Source organism: Streptomyces sp. NPDC047515 (assembly GCF_040643055.1).
Taxonomy (GTDB): domain Bacteria; phylum Actinomycetota; class Actinomycetes; order Streptomycetales; family Streptomycetaceae; genus Streptomyces.
Genome location: NZ_JBEYTM010000100.1, coordinates 1 through 14,172, shown reverse-complemented (window position 1 = coordinate 14,172; position 14,172 = coordinate 1). Strand labels below are relative to the sequence as shown.

17 protein-coding genes are annotated in these 14,172 nt (G+C 70.8%); 9 read left to right on the top strand and 8 right to left on the bottom strand.

The window, feature by feature from the left end:
• Window positions 1-134 precede the first annotated feature (134 nt).
• On the bottom strand, window positions 135-305 hold the full coding sequence (locus ABZ826_RS37420) for a hypothetical protein (protein WP_361458795.1): 171 nt from the start codon (window positions 303-305) through the stop codon (window positions 135-137).
• Between the two features lie 194 nt (window positions 306-499).
• On the opposite strand from ABZ826_RS37420, the gene ABZ826_RS37415 reads away from it, so the two are divergent.
• Both ABZ826_RS37415 and ABZ826_RS37410 read left to right on the top strand, forming a co-directional pair.
• Window positions 500-1,144 (top strand): dienelactone hydrolase family protein, encoded by a 645-nt coding sequence (locus tag ABZ826_RS37415; RefSeq protein WP_361458793.1) that lies wholly within the window; start codon window positions 500-502, stop codon window positions 1,142-1,144.
• Window positions 1,145-1,712: 568 nt separating this feature from the next.
• Window positions 1,713-2,333, top strand: a complete 621-nt coding sequence (locus ABZ826_RS37410) for a PadR family transcriptional regulator (RefSeq protein ID WP_361458791.1) — start codon at window positions 1,713-1,715, stop codon at window positions 2,331-2,333.
• A gap of 66 nt (window positions 2,334-2,399) precedes the next feature.
• Here ABZ826_RS37410 and ABZ826_RS37405 read toward each other — a convergent pair whose 3' ends face one another.
• On the bottom strand, window positions 2,400-2,831 hold the full coding sequence (locus ABZ826_RS37405) for an SRPBCC family protein (RefSeq protein ID WP_361458789.1): 432 nt from the start codon (window positions 2,829-2,831) through the stop codon (window positions 2,400-2,402).
• 78 nt (window positions 2,832-2,909) lie between these two features.
• Window positions 2,910-3,119, bottom strand: coding sequence for a hypothetical protein (locus ABZ826_RS37400; protein ID WP_361458787.1), 210 nt, complete (start codon window positions 3,117-3,119; stop codon window positions 2,910-2,912).
• A 247-nt stretch (window positions 3,120-3,366) separates the two neighbouring features.
• On the opposite strand from ABZ826_RS37400, the gene ABZ826_RS37395 reads away from it, so the two are divergent.
• The 3 genes from ABZ826_RS37395 (at window position 3,367) to ABZ826_RS37385 (ending at window position 6,281) form a co-directional block, all read left to right on the top strand.
• Entirely contained in the window at window positions 3,367-3,936 is a 570-nt protein-coding gene (locus tag ABZ826_RS37395; protein WP_361458785.1) for a Clp protease N-terminal domain-containing protein, read from the top strand.
• Window positions 3,937-4,139: 203 nt separating this feature from the next.
• Complete coding sequence (locus ABZ826_RS37390) at window positions 4,140-5,168, top strand: EamA family transporter (RefSeq protein WP_361458783.1); 1,029 nt, start codon at window positions 4,140-4,142, stop codon at window positions 5,166-5,168.
• Between the two features lie 156 nt (window positions 5,169-5,324).
• Window positions 5,325-6,281, top strand: coding sequence for an EamA family transporter (locus tag ABZ826_RS37385; RefSeq protein WP_361458781.1), 957 nt, complete (start codon window positions 5,325-5,327; stop codon window positions 6,279-6,281).
• Window positions 6,282-6,339: 58 nt separating this feature from the next.
• On the opposite strand, the gene ABZ826_RS37380 is transcribed toward ABZ826_RS37385, so the two are convergent.
• Complete coding sequence (locus ABZ826_RS37380; protein ID WP_361458779.1) at window positions 6,340-7,032, bottom strand: pyridoxamine 5'-phosphate oxidase family protein; 693 nt, start codon at window positions 7,030-7,032, stop codon at window positions 6,340-6,342.
• 35 nt (window positions 7,033-7,067) lie between these two features.
• Between ABZ826_RS37380 and ABZ826_RS37375 the strand changes: the two genes are divergently transcribed.
• Window positions 7,068-8,399 carry an aminotransferase class I/II-fold pyridoxal phosphate-dependent enzyme gene (locus ABZ826_RS37375; RefSeq protein ID WP_361458777.1) on the top strand — a complete coding sequence of 444 codons (1,332 nt, stop codon included), beginning with the start codon at window positions 7,068-7,070 and terminating at the stop codon, window positions 8,397-8,399.
• Here the strand turns inward: ABZ826_RS37375 and ABZ826_RS37370 are convergent.
• Window positions 8,390-9,418 (bottom strand): DMT family transporter, encoded by a 1,029-nt coding sequence (locus tag ABZ826_RS37370; RefSeq protein WP_361458775.1) that lies wholly within the window; start codon window positions 9,416-9,418, stop codon window positions 8,390-8,392. The genes ABZ826_RS37375 and ABZ826_RS37370 overlap by 10 nt on opposite strands.
• 74 nt (window positions 9,419-9,492) lie before the next feature.
• On the opposite strand from ABZ826_RS37370, the gene ABZ826_RS37365 reads away from it, so the two are divergent.
• Window positions 9,493-10,407 carry a LysR family transcriptional regulator gene (locus ABZ826_RS37365; RefSeq protein WP_361458773.1) on the top strand — a complete coding sequence of 305 codons (915 nt, stop codon included), beginning with the start codon at window positions 9,493-9,495 and terminating at the stop codon, window positions 10,405-10,407.
• Between the two features lie 65 nt (window positions 10,408-10,472).
• On the opposite strand, the gene ABZ826_RS37360 is transcribed toward ABZ826_RS37365, so the two are convergent.
• The gene (locus tag ABZ826_RS37360; RefSeq protein ID WP_361458771.1) at window positions 10,473-10,949 is read right to left on the bottom strand and encodes a pyridoxamine 5'-phosphate oxidase family protein; all 477 of its coding nucleotides are present in this window, start codon (window positions 10,947-10,949) and stop codon (window positions 10,473-10,475) included.
• A 111-nt stretch (window positions 10,950-11,060) separates the two neighbouring features.
• Between ABZ826_RS37360 and ABZ826_RS37355 the strand changes: the two genes are divergently transcribed.
• Entirely contained in the window at window positions 11,061-11,714 is a 654-nt protein-coding gene (locus ABZ826_RS37355) for a cysteine hydrolase (protein WP_361458769.1), read from the top strand.
• On the opposite strand, the gene ABZ826_RS37350 is transcribed toward ABZ826_RS37355, so the two are convergent.
• Both ABZ826_RS37350 and ABZ826_RS37345 read right to left on the bottom strand, forming a co-directional pair.
• Complete coding sequence (locus ABZ826_RS37350) at window positions 11,698-12,147, bottom strand: Rieske (2Fe-2S) protein (protein WP_361458797.1); 450 nt, start codon at window positions 12,145-12,147, stop codon at window positions 11,698-11,700. The two genes, ABZ826_RS37355 and ABZ826_RS37350, sit on opposite strands and share 17 nt — an antisense overlap.
• Before the next feature lie 98 nt (window positions 12,148-12,245).
• On the bottom strand, window positions 12,246-13,259 hold the full coding sequence (locus ABZ826_RS37345) for a prolyl oligopeptidase family serine peptidase (RefSeq protein ID WP_361458767.1): 1,014 nt from the start codon (window positions 13,257-13,259) through the stop codon (window positions 12,246-12,248).
• Window positions 13,260-13,702: 443 nt separating this feature from the next.
• On the opposite strand from ABZ826_RS37345, the gene ABZ826_RS37340 reads away from it, so the two are divergent.
• Complete coding sequence (locus ABZ826_RS37340; protein WP_361458765.1) at window positions 13,703-14,083, top strand: hypothetical protein; 381 nt, start codon at window positions 13,703-13,705, stop codon at window positions 14,081-14,083.
• Window positions 14,084-14,172 lie beyond the last annotated feature (89 nt).

The following is a 14,172-nucleotide window of genomic DNA, read 5'->3' as shown; positions in this document are numbered from 1 at the left end:
CAGGCCCTCGGCCACCAGGTCACCCTCGCCCCCATAGAAACTGCGGTCTGAGCACCACAACCACTCCAAGCCCGTCCGCCCGGCTGACGCCGAACGGACGCTGCCGCCTGCCCAGCTGGTCTGGGATTTTCCGTTCAGAGGGTTCGCTTGTGCTCGTGGACGACGAGGGTGACGCGCACCCCTGAAGCGCGCAGTTCACCGACGAGCTCGACGGCCTTGTCCAGCTCAGGCCGTTTCGTGGCGCGGGTGGAGATCTTCCTGGAGAAGACCCGGGTGGCTATGTCCAAGAGAACGGCGGCCGCCAACCAGCCGACACCCCTCCGAGCGCCGCCGCAGCGTGCCGCGCCTCACCCGCCAGCATGGGCGACGGTCGGCACCCGTTTGCGCTGGGGTTGATGCCTCACGCCGTGGCGGTGCTCCGGCCCCCGGCGGACGGAAAACACGCTGGCCGGCCGCTGTCGAGCCGCGACGACGCCCGTGTTTCCCGAGCGGAGGACATTTGTTCGTTTTCGTGTGCGCGGGGTGCGCCGCCGAGCTGGCCGCGCCGCTGTCCCAGGTCGCGCTGCCGGCCCACGCCCATCAGAAGTACGGGAACGGGATTCAGCTCCCAGCGCTCATGGAACCGGGGACGTTCGCCGTGGAACCGGAACCCTGGGGGGCGCCATGGCGGAGGTGGGAGGGGACCGATCCGGACGAGGTTGCGGCCCGTGGTGTCCAGGCGCCGGTCCACGCCCTGTCCGACGGCGCGCCCGGTGCGATCGTCATCGCATCCGGAGATACCCGTGGCGCTGTGCTGATCCCGGAGAAGCGCGGCGGTGCCTGCTGCGGCCTCGACGGGTCCGTCGCCACGATCGGCTGCTGCATCGGTGGCGCCCTGGTGATGCGCACCGCAACGGCCCACCCCGACCAGGTGGCCGCCGTCGCCGGATTCCACCCCGGCTTCCTGGTCACCGACGCGCCCGACAGCCCGCACCGTCTCATCCCCGAGCTCACCGCCGAAGTCCACCTCGGCCTCTCCGAAAACGACATGCCGTCCGAGGCCATCACTGAACTCAACCGGGCCCTGGATGCCGCAGGTGTCCGCCATGCCACCGAGATCTACCCCGGGACCGTCCACGGCTTCACTCTCACACGCCATCCGTGAGGCGGTGGGCGAGACATGGTGTGGTCATGCGCCGCAATCGCGTGTACCTGGTGGCAGCTTCCCTGACTGCGCGCCGGCGCCGTGACCGCTGGAGCCGGCTCGACCCCGTGGAGGTCTCGTTGGCGGCGTGCAGGGTGCATGCCGGCGTGGGCCGGGCGGCCGCATCCTGCACAAGGTCTGTGGTGGCGCTGGACCAGTGCCCGAAAGCAGGTGGAACACCACCGGCGGAACCTGAAGGGGGTCGCCGACGGACGCGGCCTGCGCCACCAGCGGTGCTGGGGCAGCAAAGGGCGCGGTCACCGTCGCATTGAGCCCCCAGCTGAACCTCGTACGGCGCCCGGGGCATGCCCATCTTGGATGCCGCGGGACAGGCCATGTGAGAGGGGACACGAGTCACCCCGGAGAGTGACCCCGCCTTCGATCACAGCCACCGAACGTGCGAGGCCGCCCCGCTCAGCGCGTGAGAGAAGACATCCGGGCCGGGGTGTGACCGGGGTGTTTGTCAAGCGATCGGTTCCGATATATCGTTGACGCATCGCGACAGGTCAAAGATGAAAGGAATGCAACGATGCGTTCACGTGGACACGAGCACGGGCATGGACACGGGCATTGCGGGCCGGGTCATCCGGGTCGGGGCGACTTCGAGGGGCGTCGTGCGGCCTTCGGGCCGTTCGGTCCGCCGTTCGGTGGTGGGCCCTTCGGGGGTGGCCCCTTCGGCGGCGGGCGAGGCCGGGGCGGCGGTCGGGGGAGGGCGCGCCGCGGTGACGTGCGCGCGTCGATCCTGGCGCTGCTGAAGGACCGGCCGATGCACGGGTACGAGATGATCCAGGAGATCGGCGAGCGCAGCGGCGGGGCCTGGCGGCCCAGTCCGGGTTCGGTCTACCCGACCCTTCAGCTGCTGGAGGACGAGGGTCTGATCGTCAGCGCGAGCGAGGGCGGCAAGAAGCTGTTCACGCTCACCGCCGCCGGTCGCACCGAGGCCGAGTCGGGTCCCGACGCGCCGTGGGAGGAAGCCGGGCGAGGGGTCGACTGGGAAAGCGTCAACGAGGTCCGGCAGGCCGGCTTCGGCCTGATGGAGGCGTTCGGCCAGGTCTGGAAGACCGGCTCGGCCGATCAGCGCCAGAAGGCGCTCACGGTCATCAACGACGCCCGGAAGAAGCTCTATCTGATCCTCGCCGACGAACACTGATCCGTGGGTGGGGCGCCGAGGGCCTCGCGGCCGAGCCGCGAGGCCCTTTCCGTCGTTCCGGTGGCCTCAGGTGGCGGCGAGCCCGCCCAGCTTGCGCAGCGACTCGACCAGGGCGGCGGTCGCGGAGTCCTTGAGCTTGCCAGCCATAAGGGAGACCGCGGCACCGGTGAACTCCCCGTCGATACGTACCGTGGTCGCATCGCCGTCGGGCGTCAGTGAGTAGCGCATGGCCAGGTTGACGCCCATCGGCCCCTTGCCCCTGGTGGTCAGCAGGCGTGCGGTCTCCAGTTCCGCCACCGTCCAGGTCACCTCGGCGGGGAAGCCCATGAGTTTCATGTTCTCCTCGTAGGTGGCCGCGAGTTCGAGTGTCGCCGGGCCGCCCTTGGGGAAGCTGGTGTGGGTGGCGTTCCACTGGTCGTACGCGGTGAAGTCCGTCAGCTGGGCCCAGACCTTCTCGGCCGGTGCTTGGATGCGCGCCTCTGCGCTGACTTCGGCCATGCGACCACCCCTTCTCGGCGGGTTACGGTGTCGCGGAACGTAGTCGCACCGGCGCGAACATTCAATACTGATGAACCGTCAGATCTGTGGATTCTGCTCCTTTCCCTCCGCGCCCGCGCGCCAGATCAGAGCCGAGTCGAAGCGGTCGCAGGCGCGCGGGTGCGGGCCGTCGTCATGGCAGTGGAACGCGGCCCAGAAGAGATCGGCGCGCAGGGCGTCCGCCGGGGCGTGGACCCGGTACACGTACTCCTGCCCGTCCAGCGCCGGTAGGGCGACCAACCAGGACACGTCCGCGTACTCCCTTCCGGCTGCCGTATGGATGGTGTGGCCTGTGGGACGTGCGAGGGACGGTTCCCGGTTGCTTCGGGAGCGCGGCGCAAGGCGGCGCGCGCCGCTTTTCCGGATCGGGTTCCGGAAGGGCGAGATCTCATCCGTAAGGAGGAGAGGGCGCTCTGATGTGCCCAACTTGCGTGGGATGCCTAAATGGGCCCCTCCGGCGATGCATCGGGGCGGTGGGACTGATGGGGTAAGAGGTGTGCAAAACCGGACGCCGTGGATCCCTCAGCAACCCGCACCGAACCGTGCTGAGTTCGACGCCAGACTCACTGTGGAGCTGGCCGTGGTGGTGACGGGCGCCCGCAGGCGCGCACTGCGGGACGGCGACCGGCAGATCGACACGGCGCATTTGCTGCACTCCCTCATCGAATCGGATCCGGAGGTGCGGTCGGCCTTCGAAGGCGGACCTCAACTGGCGAAGGTGCTCGGCTATCTCGTCCAGCGCAGTATCGGATACGGGCTCCGCTGGCAGGGGTCGGTGGAGGACTCCGGCGCTGTCCCCGTCGTCAGGGATCCGGACTCCGCAGTGCGGGACGCGGGAGTGGAAGGCTGGTCGCCCTCGGCCGCCTCGGCCATGACCGAAGCCCACGAGCGAGCGGCGCTGCGCGGCGATGTGCGGGCCGGAGGGCTCGACCTGCTCGCGGCGCTGGCCATGGATCGCGAATGCAGGGCCGTCGAGGTGCTGGAGCGGGCCGGTGTCGATGCCGAGCAACTCGCAGCCCGGATCGTGGGGACCTCAGGCCAGGGCCGGCGCGGGGCCGGGGGCTGACCGCCCGGCGTACCGGCGTCGAACGGGCGCGGCAGTTCGTCCAGCGGCTCGCCGTCCGGGCTGATGGCCGGTGGCTGGGCGCAGAGGTGTGAAGTCCTGGGGCTGCCGGAGGAGGGCGTCACGGAGCGGGGCGCCTGATGGGGAGGGTGCGTGTCAGTGGTCACCGGGGTGACGCTCCTGACCGCAGCTGTCATGATGTGCCGATGTACGCGTCTCAGGGGAGAAGCGCCGGCCTGGGACTCGCCCTGGCCTCGGCGTTCGCATTCGGTGGTTCAGGGGTGGCGGCCAAGCCGCTCATCGAGGCGGGGCTCGATCCGCTCCATGTGGTGTGGCTACGGGTGGCGGGCGCCGCCCTCGTCATGCTGCCCGTCGCCTGGCGCCATCGGGACCTCGTGCGTAGTCGGCCGGTCCTGCTGCTGGGGTTCGGGTTGCTCGCCGTCGCGGGTGTGCAGGCCTGCTACTTCGCCGCGATCTCCCGTATACCCGTCGGTGTTGCGCTCCTCGTCGAGTATCTGGCGCCCGCGCTCGTCCTGGGCTGGGTCCGCTTCGTCCAACGCCGTCCGGTCACTCGGGGCGCCGCGGTCGGTGTGGTGCTCGCCGTCGCGGGACTCGCCTGCGTGGTCGAAGTCTGGTCCGGGCTGAGCTTCGACGTGGTCGGGCTGCTGCTCGCGCTCGGTGCCGCCTGCTGCCAGGTCGGCTACTTCGTCCTGTCGGACCAGGGGAGCGCGGACCGGGCAGAAGGCGTCGAACCGCCCCATCCGGTCGGTGTCATCGCGTACGGACTGCTGATCGGTACGGTTGTCCTCACCGCGGTCGCACGTCCCTGGAAGATGGACTGGACGGTCCTGGGCGGCAGCGCGGTCATGGACGGTACGGATGTTCCCGCCTGGCTGCTGATCGTCTGGATCGTGGTGATGGCGACGGTGATCGCCTATGTCACCGGGGTGATCTCGGTGCGGCTCCTCTCTCCCGCGGTCGCCGGCGTCGTCGCCTGCCTGGAGGCGGTCATCGCGACCGTGCTCGCCTGGGTGCTGCTCGGCGAGCATCTGTCGGCGCCGCAGCTCATCGGCGGTTCCATGGTGCTGATCGGCGCCTTCATCGCCCAGTCGGCGACACCGAGGACGCCCTCCGGCCCGGTTGCCTCGGGATCGGGTGAGGGGCGCGCCCAGAGGCCGGACGCAGGCCGAGCCGCAGCCGAGGGGGAGTTGTCCGCGGGCCGTACTGCGACGTAGCCTGCTGATCATGTATTCGACCGTGCTTTCGCCGCCTGCCGCCTAGCGCGGGCGGCCACTCCTGACGAAGACCGGGCTCGGGCAGTTCCCGAGCGGATCGTCGCTGCCCGTGTGGAGCCGAGCGACCACCGTTCCGTCTTCATCCGGAGAAGTCATATGTCGAATCCTGCTTCCGGCCTGCCCGTCGGGCGGAGCCTCATCTATCTGATCGTCGCCGGTGTGGCCTGGGGTACTGCCGGGGCCGCCGCTTCGCTGATCTTCGAGGTCAGCGACCTGGGGCCGCTGGCCCTGTCCTTCTGGCGCTGTGCGGGCGGCCTTGTACTCCTGCTCGCCGCTCTGGCGCTGCGGCCTCGACGTGCGGCCGTCCCGGCCGAACCACGCGGTCGTCGGATGCTGCGCGTCCTGGGCACCGGCGCGGGCCTCACCGTCTTCCAGAGCGCGTACTTCGCGGCCGTCGAGGCGACCGGACTCGCGGTCGGGACCGTCGTCACTCTCGGGGCGGGACCCGTGCTCATCGCGGTCGGTGCGCGGCTGACCATGGGGGAACGGCTGGGGCGCGGCGGGTCGGCCGCTGTCGTGGGTGCGCTGGCCGGGCTCGCCGTGCTGGTGCTCGGCGGCGGCGGGGTGACGGTACGGCCCGCCGGGGTCGCACTGGCGCTGCTCTCCGCGGCCGGCTACGCGACGATCACCCTGCTGACCCGATGGCTCGGCCGTGACGGCGGCACCACCGACTCCCTGGCCACGAGCGCCTGGGCCTTCGGTATCGGAGCCGTCGGACTGCTGCCGATGGCCGCGGCCGAGGGGCTCGTCCCCCACACCGTTCAGCCCGCGCAGGTGGTGACGCTCCTGGTGTACGTGGCGGCGGTGCCGACCGCGCTCGCCTATGCGCTCTACTTCGCGGGCGCCGCCGCGGTGCGTGCCACGACAGTGTCCGTGATCATGCTGCTCGAACCGGTCAGCGCGGCGGTCATCGCCGTTGTGGTGTTCCGTGAGCGGCTCACCGCAGCCACCGTCGTCGGGACACTGCTGCTCCTCGTGGCCGTGGCGGGGCCGGCGTTCGCCGAGGCGCGCGGCGCCGCGCACGCGCGCCGCCGGGCGGCGGCACCGGCCTGACCGCCGGGGTGGACGCGGCCCGTGCCCCTGGCGGCGGGCCCGTCCACCCCGAGGCGGCTCAGAGCGCGGTGATGTAGTCCGGCAGCGCGATGGCGGGGTCGAGATCGTCCGAAGGGAGCGGCGTCGCATAGCCGTGGGCGAGCGGGACGACGCCTGCCCAGTGAGGGAGGCCGAGGTCGCGGGGCTCGTCGTTGGGGCCGCCGGTGCGGATCTTGGCGGAGACCTCCTGGAGATCGAGCCGGATCACTGCGGTCGCGGCGAGTTCCTTCTCGTCGGCGGGCCGGGAGTCGGCGGACCGGCCCGGCACCACGTGGTCGACGATCGCGTCGAGGGCGGTCCGCCGCTCCTGGGGGTCCGTCACCGTGCGCGCGATGCCGTGGACCACCACGGAGCGGTAGTTGATCGAGTGGTGGAAGGCGGAGCGCGCCAGCACCAGCCCGTCGACATGCGTCACCGTCACACAGACGGGCAGTCCGGGGTCGGTCCGGCCGGACTCCCGCAGCGGACGGGAGCCGGTCGAGCCGTGTACGTAGAGCCGCTCGCCGATCCGCCCGAAGAGCGTCGGCAGGACGACCGGTGCGCCGTCACGGACGAAACCGAGATGGCAGACGTACGCCTCGTCGAGTATCGAGTGGACCAGTTCCCGGTCGTATGCCGCGCGGTCGCGGGAGCGGGTCGGGACGGTGCGCTCGGTCGGCTGATATCCGGCCGCGGCGTCCGGGCTCGTGGTCTGTGGCGATGCGTCCGGCATTGCGTACTCCATTGCACTAGTGCATAATCTAGTTTGTGCTAGGAGAGTATCGGATCGTCGGGCGGCGTGCATCGGAGATTGCCGCCAGTGTGGAGCGCGGGGTCGGTTCGGGTGACCTCGCGCCCGGACAAGTGCTGCCACCCATGCGGGAGCTGGCGGAACTGCTGGGGGTGAATCCCAATACGGTGGCGGCCGCCTACCGCACGCTTCGGGAGCGTGGGGTGATCGAGACGGCCGGGCGCCGAGGCAGCAGGGTGCGCCCGCGCCCCGCGAGTACGGCGCGCGGTTCGCTCAGGGTCGAGGCTCCGCCCGGAGTGCGGGATCTGGGGGAGGGGAATCCCGATCCGGCGCTGCTGCCCTCGCTGGGAGCGGCGTTCGTGGCGGTCACGGATGAGTACGCGCAATGGCCCGGGATGTACGGACAGGCGCCGGTGGACCCGGAGTTCGCCGCACTCGCCCGCGCCGCACTGGACGCCGACGGGGTGCCGGCCGGCCCGGTGGTGGCGACCTCCGGATCGCTGGACGCGATCGAGCGGGTGCTGGTCGCGCATCTCAGACCCGGTGACGCGGTGGCCGTCGAGGACCCGGGGTGGGGCAGCTTGCTGGATCTCGTACCGGCGCTGGGGCTGCGTCTTGTTCCCGTGGCGCTCGACGACGAGGGACCGCTGCCCGATGCCGTCGAGCGCGCGCTGAACGCCGGTGCCCGCGCCCTCGTGGTCACGGACCGCGCGCAGAATCCGACTGGTGCCGCGATCAGTGGTGGGCGTGCCTTCGAACTGCGGGGCGTCCTCGCCGGACACCGGGGCGTCCTCCTGATCGAGGACGACCACGGGCACGGCATCGTCGATCTGCCGCTGCACCCGCTGGCGGGCGCCACGGACCGGTGGGCGTTCGTACGGTCGGTGGCCAAGGCGTACGGGCCGGATCTACGGGTCGCCGTACTGACCGGCGACCGGGTCACGGTCGACCGGGTCTCGGGCCGGCAGCGGCTCGGCCCCGGCTGGGTCAGCAGGCTGCTGCAACGAGCCGTGGCGCATCTGTGGACGTCGGGCGCGGTCGACCCGGAAGAAGTGGCGCGGGCGTACGCGCAGCGGCGCGACGCACTCGTGCGGGCGTTGGAGGAGCGGGGAGTGGAGGCGCACGGCCGCAGTGGCATGAACGTGTGGGTGTCGGTCAGCGACGAGACCTGGGCCGTGGCGCGGCTGCTGCGCGCGGGCTGGGCGGTGGCGCCCGGAGCGCGGTTCCGGATGGCCGCGCCCCAGGGGGTCCGGCTCACCGTCTCACCGCTCACCGAGGCCGACATCGTGCCACTGGCCGACGCGGTTGCTGGGGCGGCGGGGCCGGCGAAGCCGCTGCACTACGGCTGAGCTTCGGTTTTGGACCCGGCGCTGCGCCCTCTGCTCTGGGTGAGGGCGGCGCCGGCCAGGACGACGAGCGCACCGACCGGAGTGTTCCAGCTCAGCTGCTCACCGAGCACGACGACGCCGGCCGCGGTGGCGATGACCGGGATGAAATAGGTGACCATCTGCGCGGTCGTCGGTCCGACCTCCGCCACCAGGCCGTACTGCACCAGCATCGCGAAGCCCGTGCCGAGCGCCCCCAGGGCGACCACGGCCAGGGTCGGGAGCAGCGGCAAGCCGTCGGGGGCCGAGGAGAACACCGGGGTCACCAGAGCGATCTGCATCGTGCCGAGGAAGAGCTGGCCGCCTGTCAGGGAGAGTGTGGACGAGCCGCTGCCCGCCAGCGTCCTGCGTACGTAGATCCAGCCGATCGGATAGCTGAGGGAGGCGAGCAGGGCCATGGCCGTACCGCTGAAGTCCAGCCCGGAGAAACCCTGCCAGGCTCCCAGGACGGTGAGTACGCCGAGGAAGCCGAGCCCGAGCCCGGCGACGCGGCGCCGGGTCGGCCGGTCCTCGGAGAGCGCGACGAGCGACAGGGCCATGCCCCACAGGGGCGATGCCGCATTGCAGATGCCGGCCAGCGTCGACGGGATGCTCAGTTCGGCGTAGGCGAAGAGCGAGAAGGGCAGCGCGTTCAGGAGGAGGGCGGCGACGGCCAGATGCCCCCAGGTACGGGCGCCGCGCGGCAGCCGTTCCCGCCGTACCGCCATCGCGACGGCCAGTACCGCCGTGCCCGACAGGAGGCGGCCGAGAGTGACCTGGAACGGCGCGTATCCCTCGGTGCCGACCTTGATCAGAAGGAAGCTGAAGCCCCAGATGAGCGAGAGCGCGCCGAAACGGATTCGCCAGTCCAGCCTCGGGCGCGCGGTGGATGCCGGGTCGGGGGGCGGATTCGTAGTGGTCCCCTCGGCCGGCCGGGCGGCGGGCGGCTCGGCGGGAGGAATGGTTGTCGACGGGGTGTTTCTCGATGTCGGGGGCGCGCTCATGGAGTCCACGATGACCAAGAGAATCAAGTAGGACAAGTGAGATTTTGTATGGCGATCCGCGTAGCATTGCTTACATGTTGAATCTGGAGCGCCTGCGCACCCTGGACGCCCTCGCCCGGCACGGTTCGGTCGGCGGAGCCGCCGAGGGGCTGCATGTCACCACCTCGGCGGTCTCCCAGCAGATGTCGAAGCTGGAGCGCGAGGTGGGTCAGCGGCTCCTCGCCAAGAACGGTCGCGGGGTCCGGCTCACCGACGCCGGCCGACTGCTCGCCGATCACGCCGCCCGGATCCTGTCCCAGGTCGAGCTCGCCCAGGCCGACATCGAGGCGCAGCGCGGTGAGGTCGTGGGCGAGATCCGGCTCTCCGCCTTTCCGACCGCGGCGCGCGGGCTCTTCCCCGCGGCGCTCGCCGCACTCCACGCCGATCACCCGGAACTGCGCGTGTTCACACGGGAAATGGAACCCGAGGACGGAATCCGCGCGGTCATCAGAGGCGACATCGACCTGGCGGTGGTGCTGGACTGGAGCAACAAGCGGCTGCCCGTCCCTGGCTGCCTGGCCGTGGCCGAACTGCTCGACGACGCACCGGACATCGCGATGCCGGTTGGTCACCGACTCGCGGACCGGGCGGAGGTGGACCTGGAGGATTTCGCCGAGGACGACTGGGTGTCCTGGCCCGAGGGGGAGTTCTGCTACGACTGGCTGATGTTCACCCTGCGCTCCAAGGGCATCGAACCGCGCATCGCGCATCTGGCGGGCGAGCACCACACTCAACTCGCCTTGATCGCCGCCGGACTGGGCGTTTGCGTGGCGCCCCGGCTGGGTCGCGGACCGGTGCCCGACGGGGTGCGGCTCGTACCCGTGCGCCAGAAGATGCGGCGACACATCCACGCCGCGTGGCGTACCGACGCGGACCGGCGCCCGTCCATCAGGGCGGCGGTGGCGGCGCTCCGAGTGGCTGGCCGGGAGATGGATGCGCCCTTGGCCTAGGGTCTTTCGTCTGGATCGAGCCCGGCAGGACCCAAACGAGAGGCCCTGGGCCGGGAGGGGGCTGCTCAGGCCGAGTGCGGTCCCGGCAGCTTGCGGAAGTCCCAGGACATGATGGCCTCCGGAGCGAGTCGCAGCCAGGCGTGCCGGCCGTCGTGCGGCATGGTGTCCATGCCGAAGTACTTCGTGGCGAACAGCCTCTCCGGAGCGTCGAGTTCGGGGCACGGTTCGCCGACGCGGGGCGCCTCGCCGACGGTGACGGCCCGCCCGGAGAGTTCTACGCCGCGCAGCTCCGTGTACTCCACCCCGTCGTCCACGACCACCGCGACCCTCGGGTCCGCGCGCAGCTGGGACCAGCGCAGGCTGCGGGTGATCGAGTACAGCCAGAGCGAGGAGCCGTCCCAGGTGAACCAGAGGGCACCGACATGCGGGCGGCCGTCCGTGGACACGGTGGCGACGCGGCAGGTGCGCTGCTCGGCGAGATAGGTGTCGCGTTCGACGTCCGTCATCGTGATCCGGCGGCCCCGTCGTTGAATGGCGGCCATGGGGCACCCCTCCCGGTAGCTGACTAGATGTCAGAAATCATGGCGCCTCTTCCCCCGCCACGCAATGGCGGTTAGCCTCGCGCGCCCGATCCGCCACCGAAAGGGGCCGCCGTGCCGTCGCAGGAACAACTCGCCGAGCAGCTCGATCCGGCCACCACCGTGCTGCTGACGGTCGAATGCCAGCAAGGTGTGGTGGGCCCCCAGAGCGCGCTGCCGGAACTGGCCGCGGAGGCCAGGTCCTCCGGGGCGCTCCACCATGTCGCCCGGCTGGTCGCGGCCGCCCACGAGGCCGGGGTCCAAGTGCTGCACGCGGTGGCCGAACGCCGCCCCGACGGGCGCGGCGCCAACCACAACGCCCGCCTCTTCCGGGCTGCCGGACGGCTGCCCGTGCAGCAGCACTCGGGCACCACGGCCGTACGGATCGCCGAGCCCATCGAGGTGACGGACGAGGACCTCGTCGTGCGCAGGCTGCACGGCCTTTCGCCCATAGCCGGTACGGATGTGGACGCGCTGCTGCGCAACCTCGGCTGCCGGACGCTCGTCGTCACCGGAGTCTCGGCCAATGTCGCCGTCCCCAACGCCGTGTTCGACGCGGTGAATCTCGGATACACGGCGGTGGTGCCGTCCGACGCCATCGCGGGAGTGCCGGCCGACTACACGCCCGCGATGATCCGCCACACCCTGTCCCTCGTCGCCACCGTCACGACCACCGATGATGTGCTCGGCTGCTGGCGGAGCCGGGGGAGGGCTAGGACGCGAGCGTGATCGAGCCGTCCTTCACCGTGATCGTTTTGGCGGGCAGGGGCCGGCCGGCCGGCCCCGCCGCCACCTCGCCCGTCGCCATGTCGAACTTGCTTCCATGACAAGGACAGTTGATGGTGCCCTCCGACACGCTCGACACCGCACAGCCCTGATGGGTGCACTTCGACGAGAACGCCTTGAACGCGCCGGCCTCGGGCTGCGTCACCACGACCCCCCGGTCGGCGAAGATCTTCCCGCCGCCCTCCGGGATGTCGGCGGTCCTCGCCAGCGCGCCGCCGCCGTCCGTTCCGTCATCGGCCGGCTTGACCGTACCCGAACCGCCGGAATCCTTCTGGCCGCCGCACGCGGTCACTACGGCGGCCAGCGAGGCGGCCCCGGCCGCCGCGACCACGGCCCGACGCCCGGGACGGACCTCCTGGTCCTGCGAAACGCTCATGCCGGCCTTCCCTTCCGTGATGTTCATGACGTTGATGTTCCCGATGTCGATTTTCTCGACTTCGGTGCTCACGACCTATTTGTTCATGACTGCGGTGTTCACGCCTTCCGTGCCCCACCGGGGTAGCCGCGGCGGCCTCCCCGGTCTCCACATCCGAGGGACTCCTGGGTGGCCGGTTGACCGGCACCGGAGAGCGGCAGCACCGTGTGCGGCCGGCCCGCGGCCGGCAGCGCGGCGGAGAAACGCAGCATGTGGGCGATGGCGACATTGTCATCGGCAAGTCCGTGCACCAGCATGAGCAGGCGGGTGAGACCGGCCGCCTCCGACAGCGGTGAACTGCGCTCGTAGTTCTCCGGAATTACCTCCGGGTGGCCGAGGAACCGTTCCTCCCAATGGGTGTCGTAGAGCCGCCGGTCGGTCGGTGCGCCGCCGGCCACCGCCGCGTGGAACACCTCCGGATGACGCAGCACAGCGGCAGCCGCGAGATACCCGCCGAATGACCAGCCGTGTATCGCGACCCGTGTCGGGTCCAGCGCGGGAAACCGGGCGGCGGCTGCCCGCAGCGCGTCGATCCGGTCCTCCAGCACGGCTGTCAGCCGGTCCGCGTAGACCGACTTCTCCCAGGCCTCTTTACGCCCCGGAGTGCCGCGACCTATCCGTGACCAGCACGGCGAAACCCTGCTCGGCGAACCACTGGGCGACCGCGACCCACCGGGTGCGCACCTCTTCAGGACGACCTGCATGCCATGGCCGGCGTACGGGCTGAGCAGCACGGGCAGCGGGGCGTCGCCCGGCCGGTGCCAGGGCGGCAGATACAGCCTGCTGCGCAGCTCACGCCCCCCGAGGCTCAGCGCGAGCGGTCGTGGGGTGGCCAGCGGAGTCTCGGCGAGGACCGCGATCCGACCCACAGGTGCCCCGTCGCGCGGCACGGTCACCGACCGGCCGTCCGGGGGCATGCTGACCAGCACCACGGTCGGGCCGCCGACCGACGCCGTGTGCACACCGGGTGCCGTGCTGACGCGTACGGCGCCGTCGAGCCCGTCGCCGTGGGCCCCGCTCGCACAGGACCAGACGTGGATCTCGGTCGGTTCCTCGCTCGCGGTGAAGAACACCCTGTCACCTGTGGAGCCGACTCACCTCACGGACGCCCGGTCCCGGAGGTGTCGGCAGGCCGTCGACCGTCAGCCCCTGGGGGGCGCCGCCCGGCCGCGCGGGGACGACGAGCGCCCCGAGGAGAGCCGCAACGGCGTGCCCGGCCGCAGGGCGACCCATGCCCGGTCGTCGGCGCGGCTCACGGTTCGCGTCTCGCCTGTGCCGACGTCCACCGCGAGCACTCGCACCGAACCCTGGTCACGCGTCTGCACGGAAACCAGCGGGCCGTGCCCGTCCCACGCGTCCGATGCCACGTACTCGAACGACCGGTCCGTCCAGGGGAGTCATGACGACACCATGACAGGCGGAATCCGGGCCGGTCACCGGCCCCGGGCATCGGCCCGGCTCGGTGGAGACCACGCGTCGCGCGTGATTGTCAGAGGCGTCTGCGAAGCTGACAGACATGACACCGAGCAACCTCAACGATCTCGAGCAGGCCATTCGCGGTGCCTGGGGCGCGGACACCACGACACCGGAGCACCGACCGAACTGGACGGTGGACAATCCGGCGCGCGACCAGTGCGGTGTCACTGCCCTGGTGGTGCACGATCTGTTGGGCGGGGTGCTGATCCGCGGCGAGGTCCATGTCAACGGTGAGCGAGTGGACTACCACTGGTGGAACCGTCTGGGCGCGGGGATAGAAGTCGACCTCACGCGCGAGCAGTTCGGCCCCCACGAGACGGTCGTCGGTGGCGATGTGATCGAACGGCCGACGCAGATCGTGCGGCTCCGTGAGGAGTACGAGCTGCTCCGCAACCGGGTCCTGGCAGTGCTGCGTTCCTAGTGTCCTGCGCCGAGAATTCGTTGAATAAGTAGACTGCTTCCATGGCGAAGATGGGGCGGCCGATGGCCGAGCTGGTGTTGTCTGAGGAG

Excerpts from the sequence above, each read along its gene's own strand:
- ABZ826_RS37410 (WP_361458791.1), top strand. The coding sequence starts at position 1,713 with ATGCGTTCACGTGGACACGAGCACGGGCATGGACACGGGCATTGCGGG.
- ABZ826_RS37405 (WP_361458789.1), bottom strand. The coding sequence starts at position 2,831 with ATGGCCGAAGTCAGCGCAGAGGCGCGCATCCAAGCACCGGCCGAGAAG.
- ABZ826_RS37390 (WP_361458783.1), top strand. The coding sequence starts at position 4,140 with ATGTACGCGTCTCAGGGGAGAAGCGCCGGCCTGGGACTCGCCCTGGCC.
- ABZ826_RS37385 (WP_361458781.1), top strand. The coding sequence starts at position 5,325 with ATGTCGAATCCTGCTTCCGGCCTGCCCGTCGGGCGGAGCCTCATCTAT.
- ABZ826_RS37380 (WP_361458779.1), bottom strand. The coding sequence starts at position 7,032 with ATGCCGGACGCATCGCCACAGACCACGAGCCCGGACGCCGCGGCCGGA.
- ABZ826_RS37370 (WP_361458775.1), bottom strand. The coding sequence starts at position 9,418 with ATGAGCGCGCCCCCGACATCGAGAAACACCCCGTCGACAACCATTCCT.
- ABZ826_RS37365 (WP_361458773.1), top strand. The coding sequence starts at position 9,493 with ATGTTGAATCTGGAGCGCCTGCGCACCCTGGACGCCCTCGCCCGGCAC.
- ABZ826_RS37360 (WP_361458771.1), bottom strand. The coding sequence starts at position 10,949 with ATGGCCGCCATTCAACGACGGGGCCGCCGGATCACGATGACGGACGTC.
- ABZ826_RS37350 (WP_361458797.1), bottom strand. The coding sequence starts at position 12,147 with ATGAGCGTTTCGCAGGACCAGGAGGTCCGTCCCGGGCGTCGGGCCGTG.
- ABZ826_RS37340 (WP_361458765.1), top strand. The coding sequence starts at position 13,703 with ATGACACCGAGCAACCTCAACGATCTCGAGCAGGCCATTCGCGGTGCC.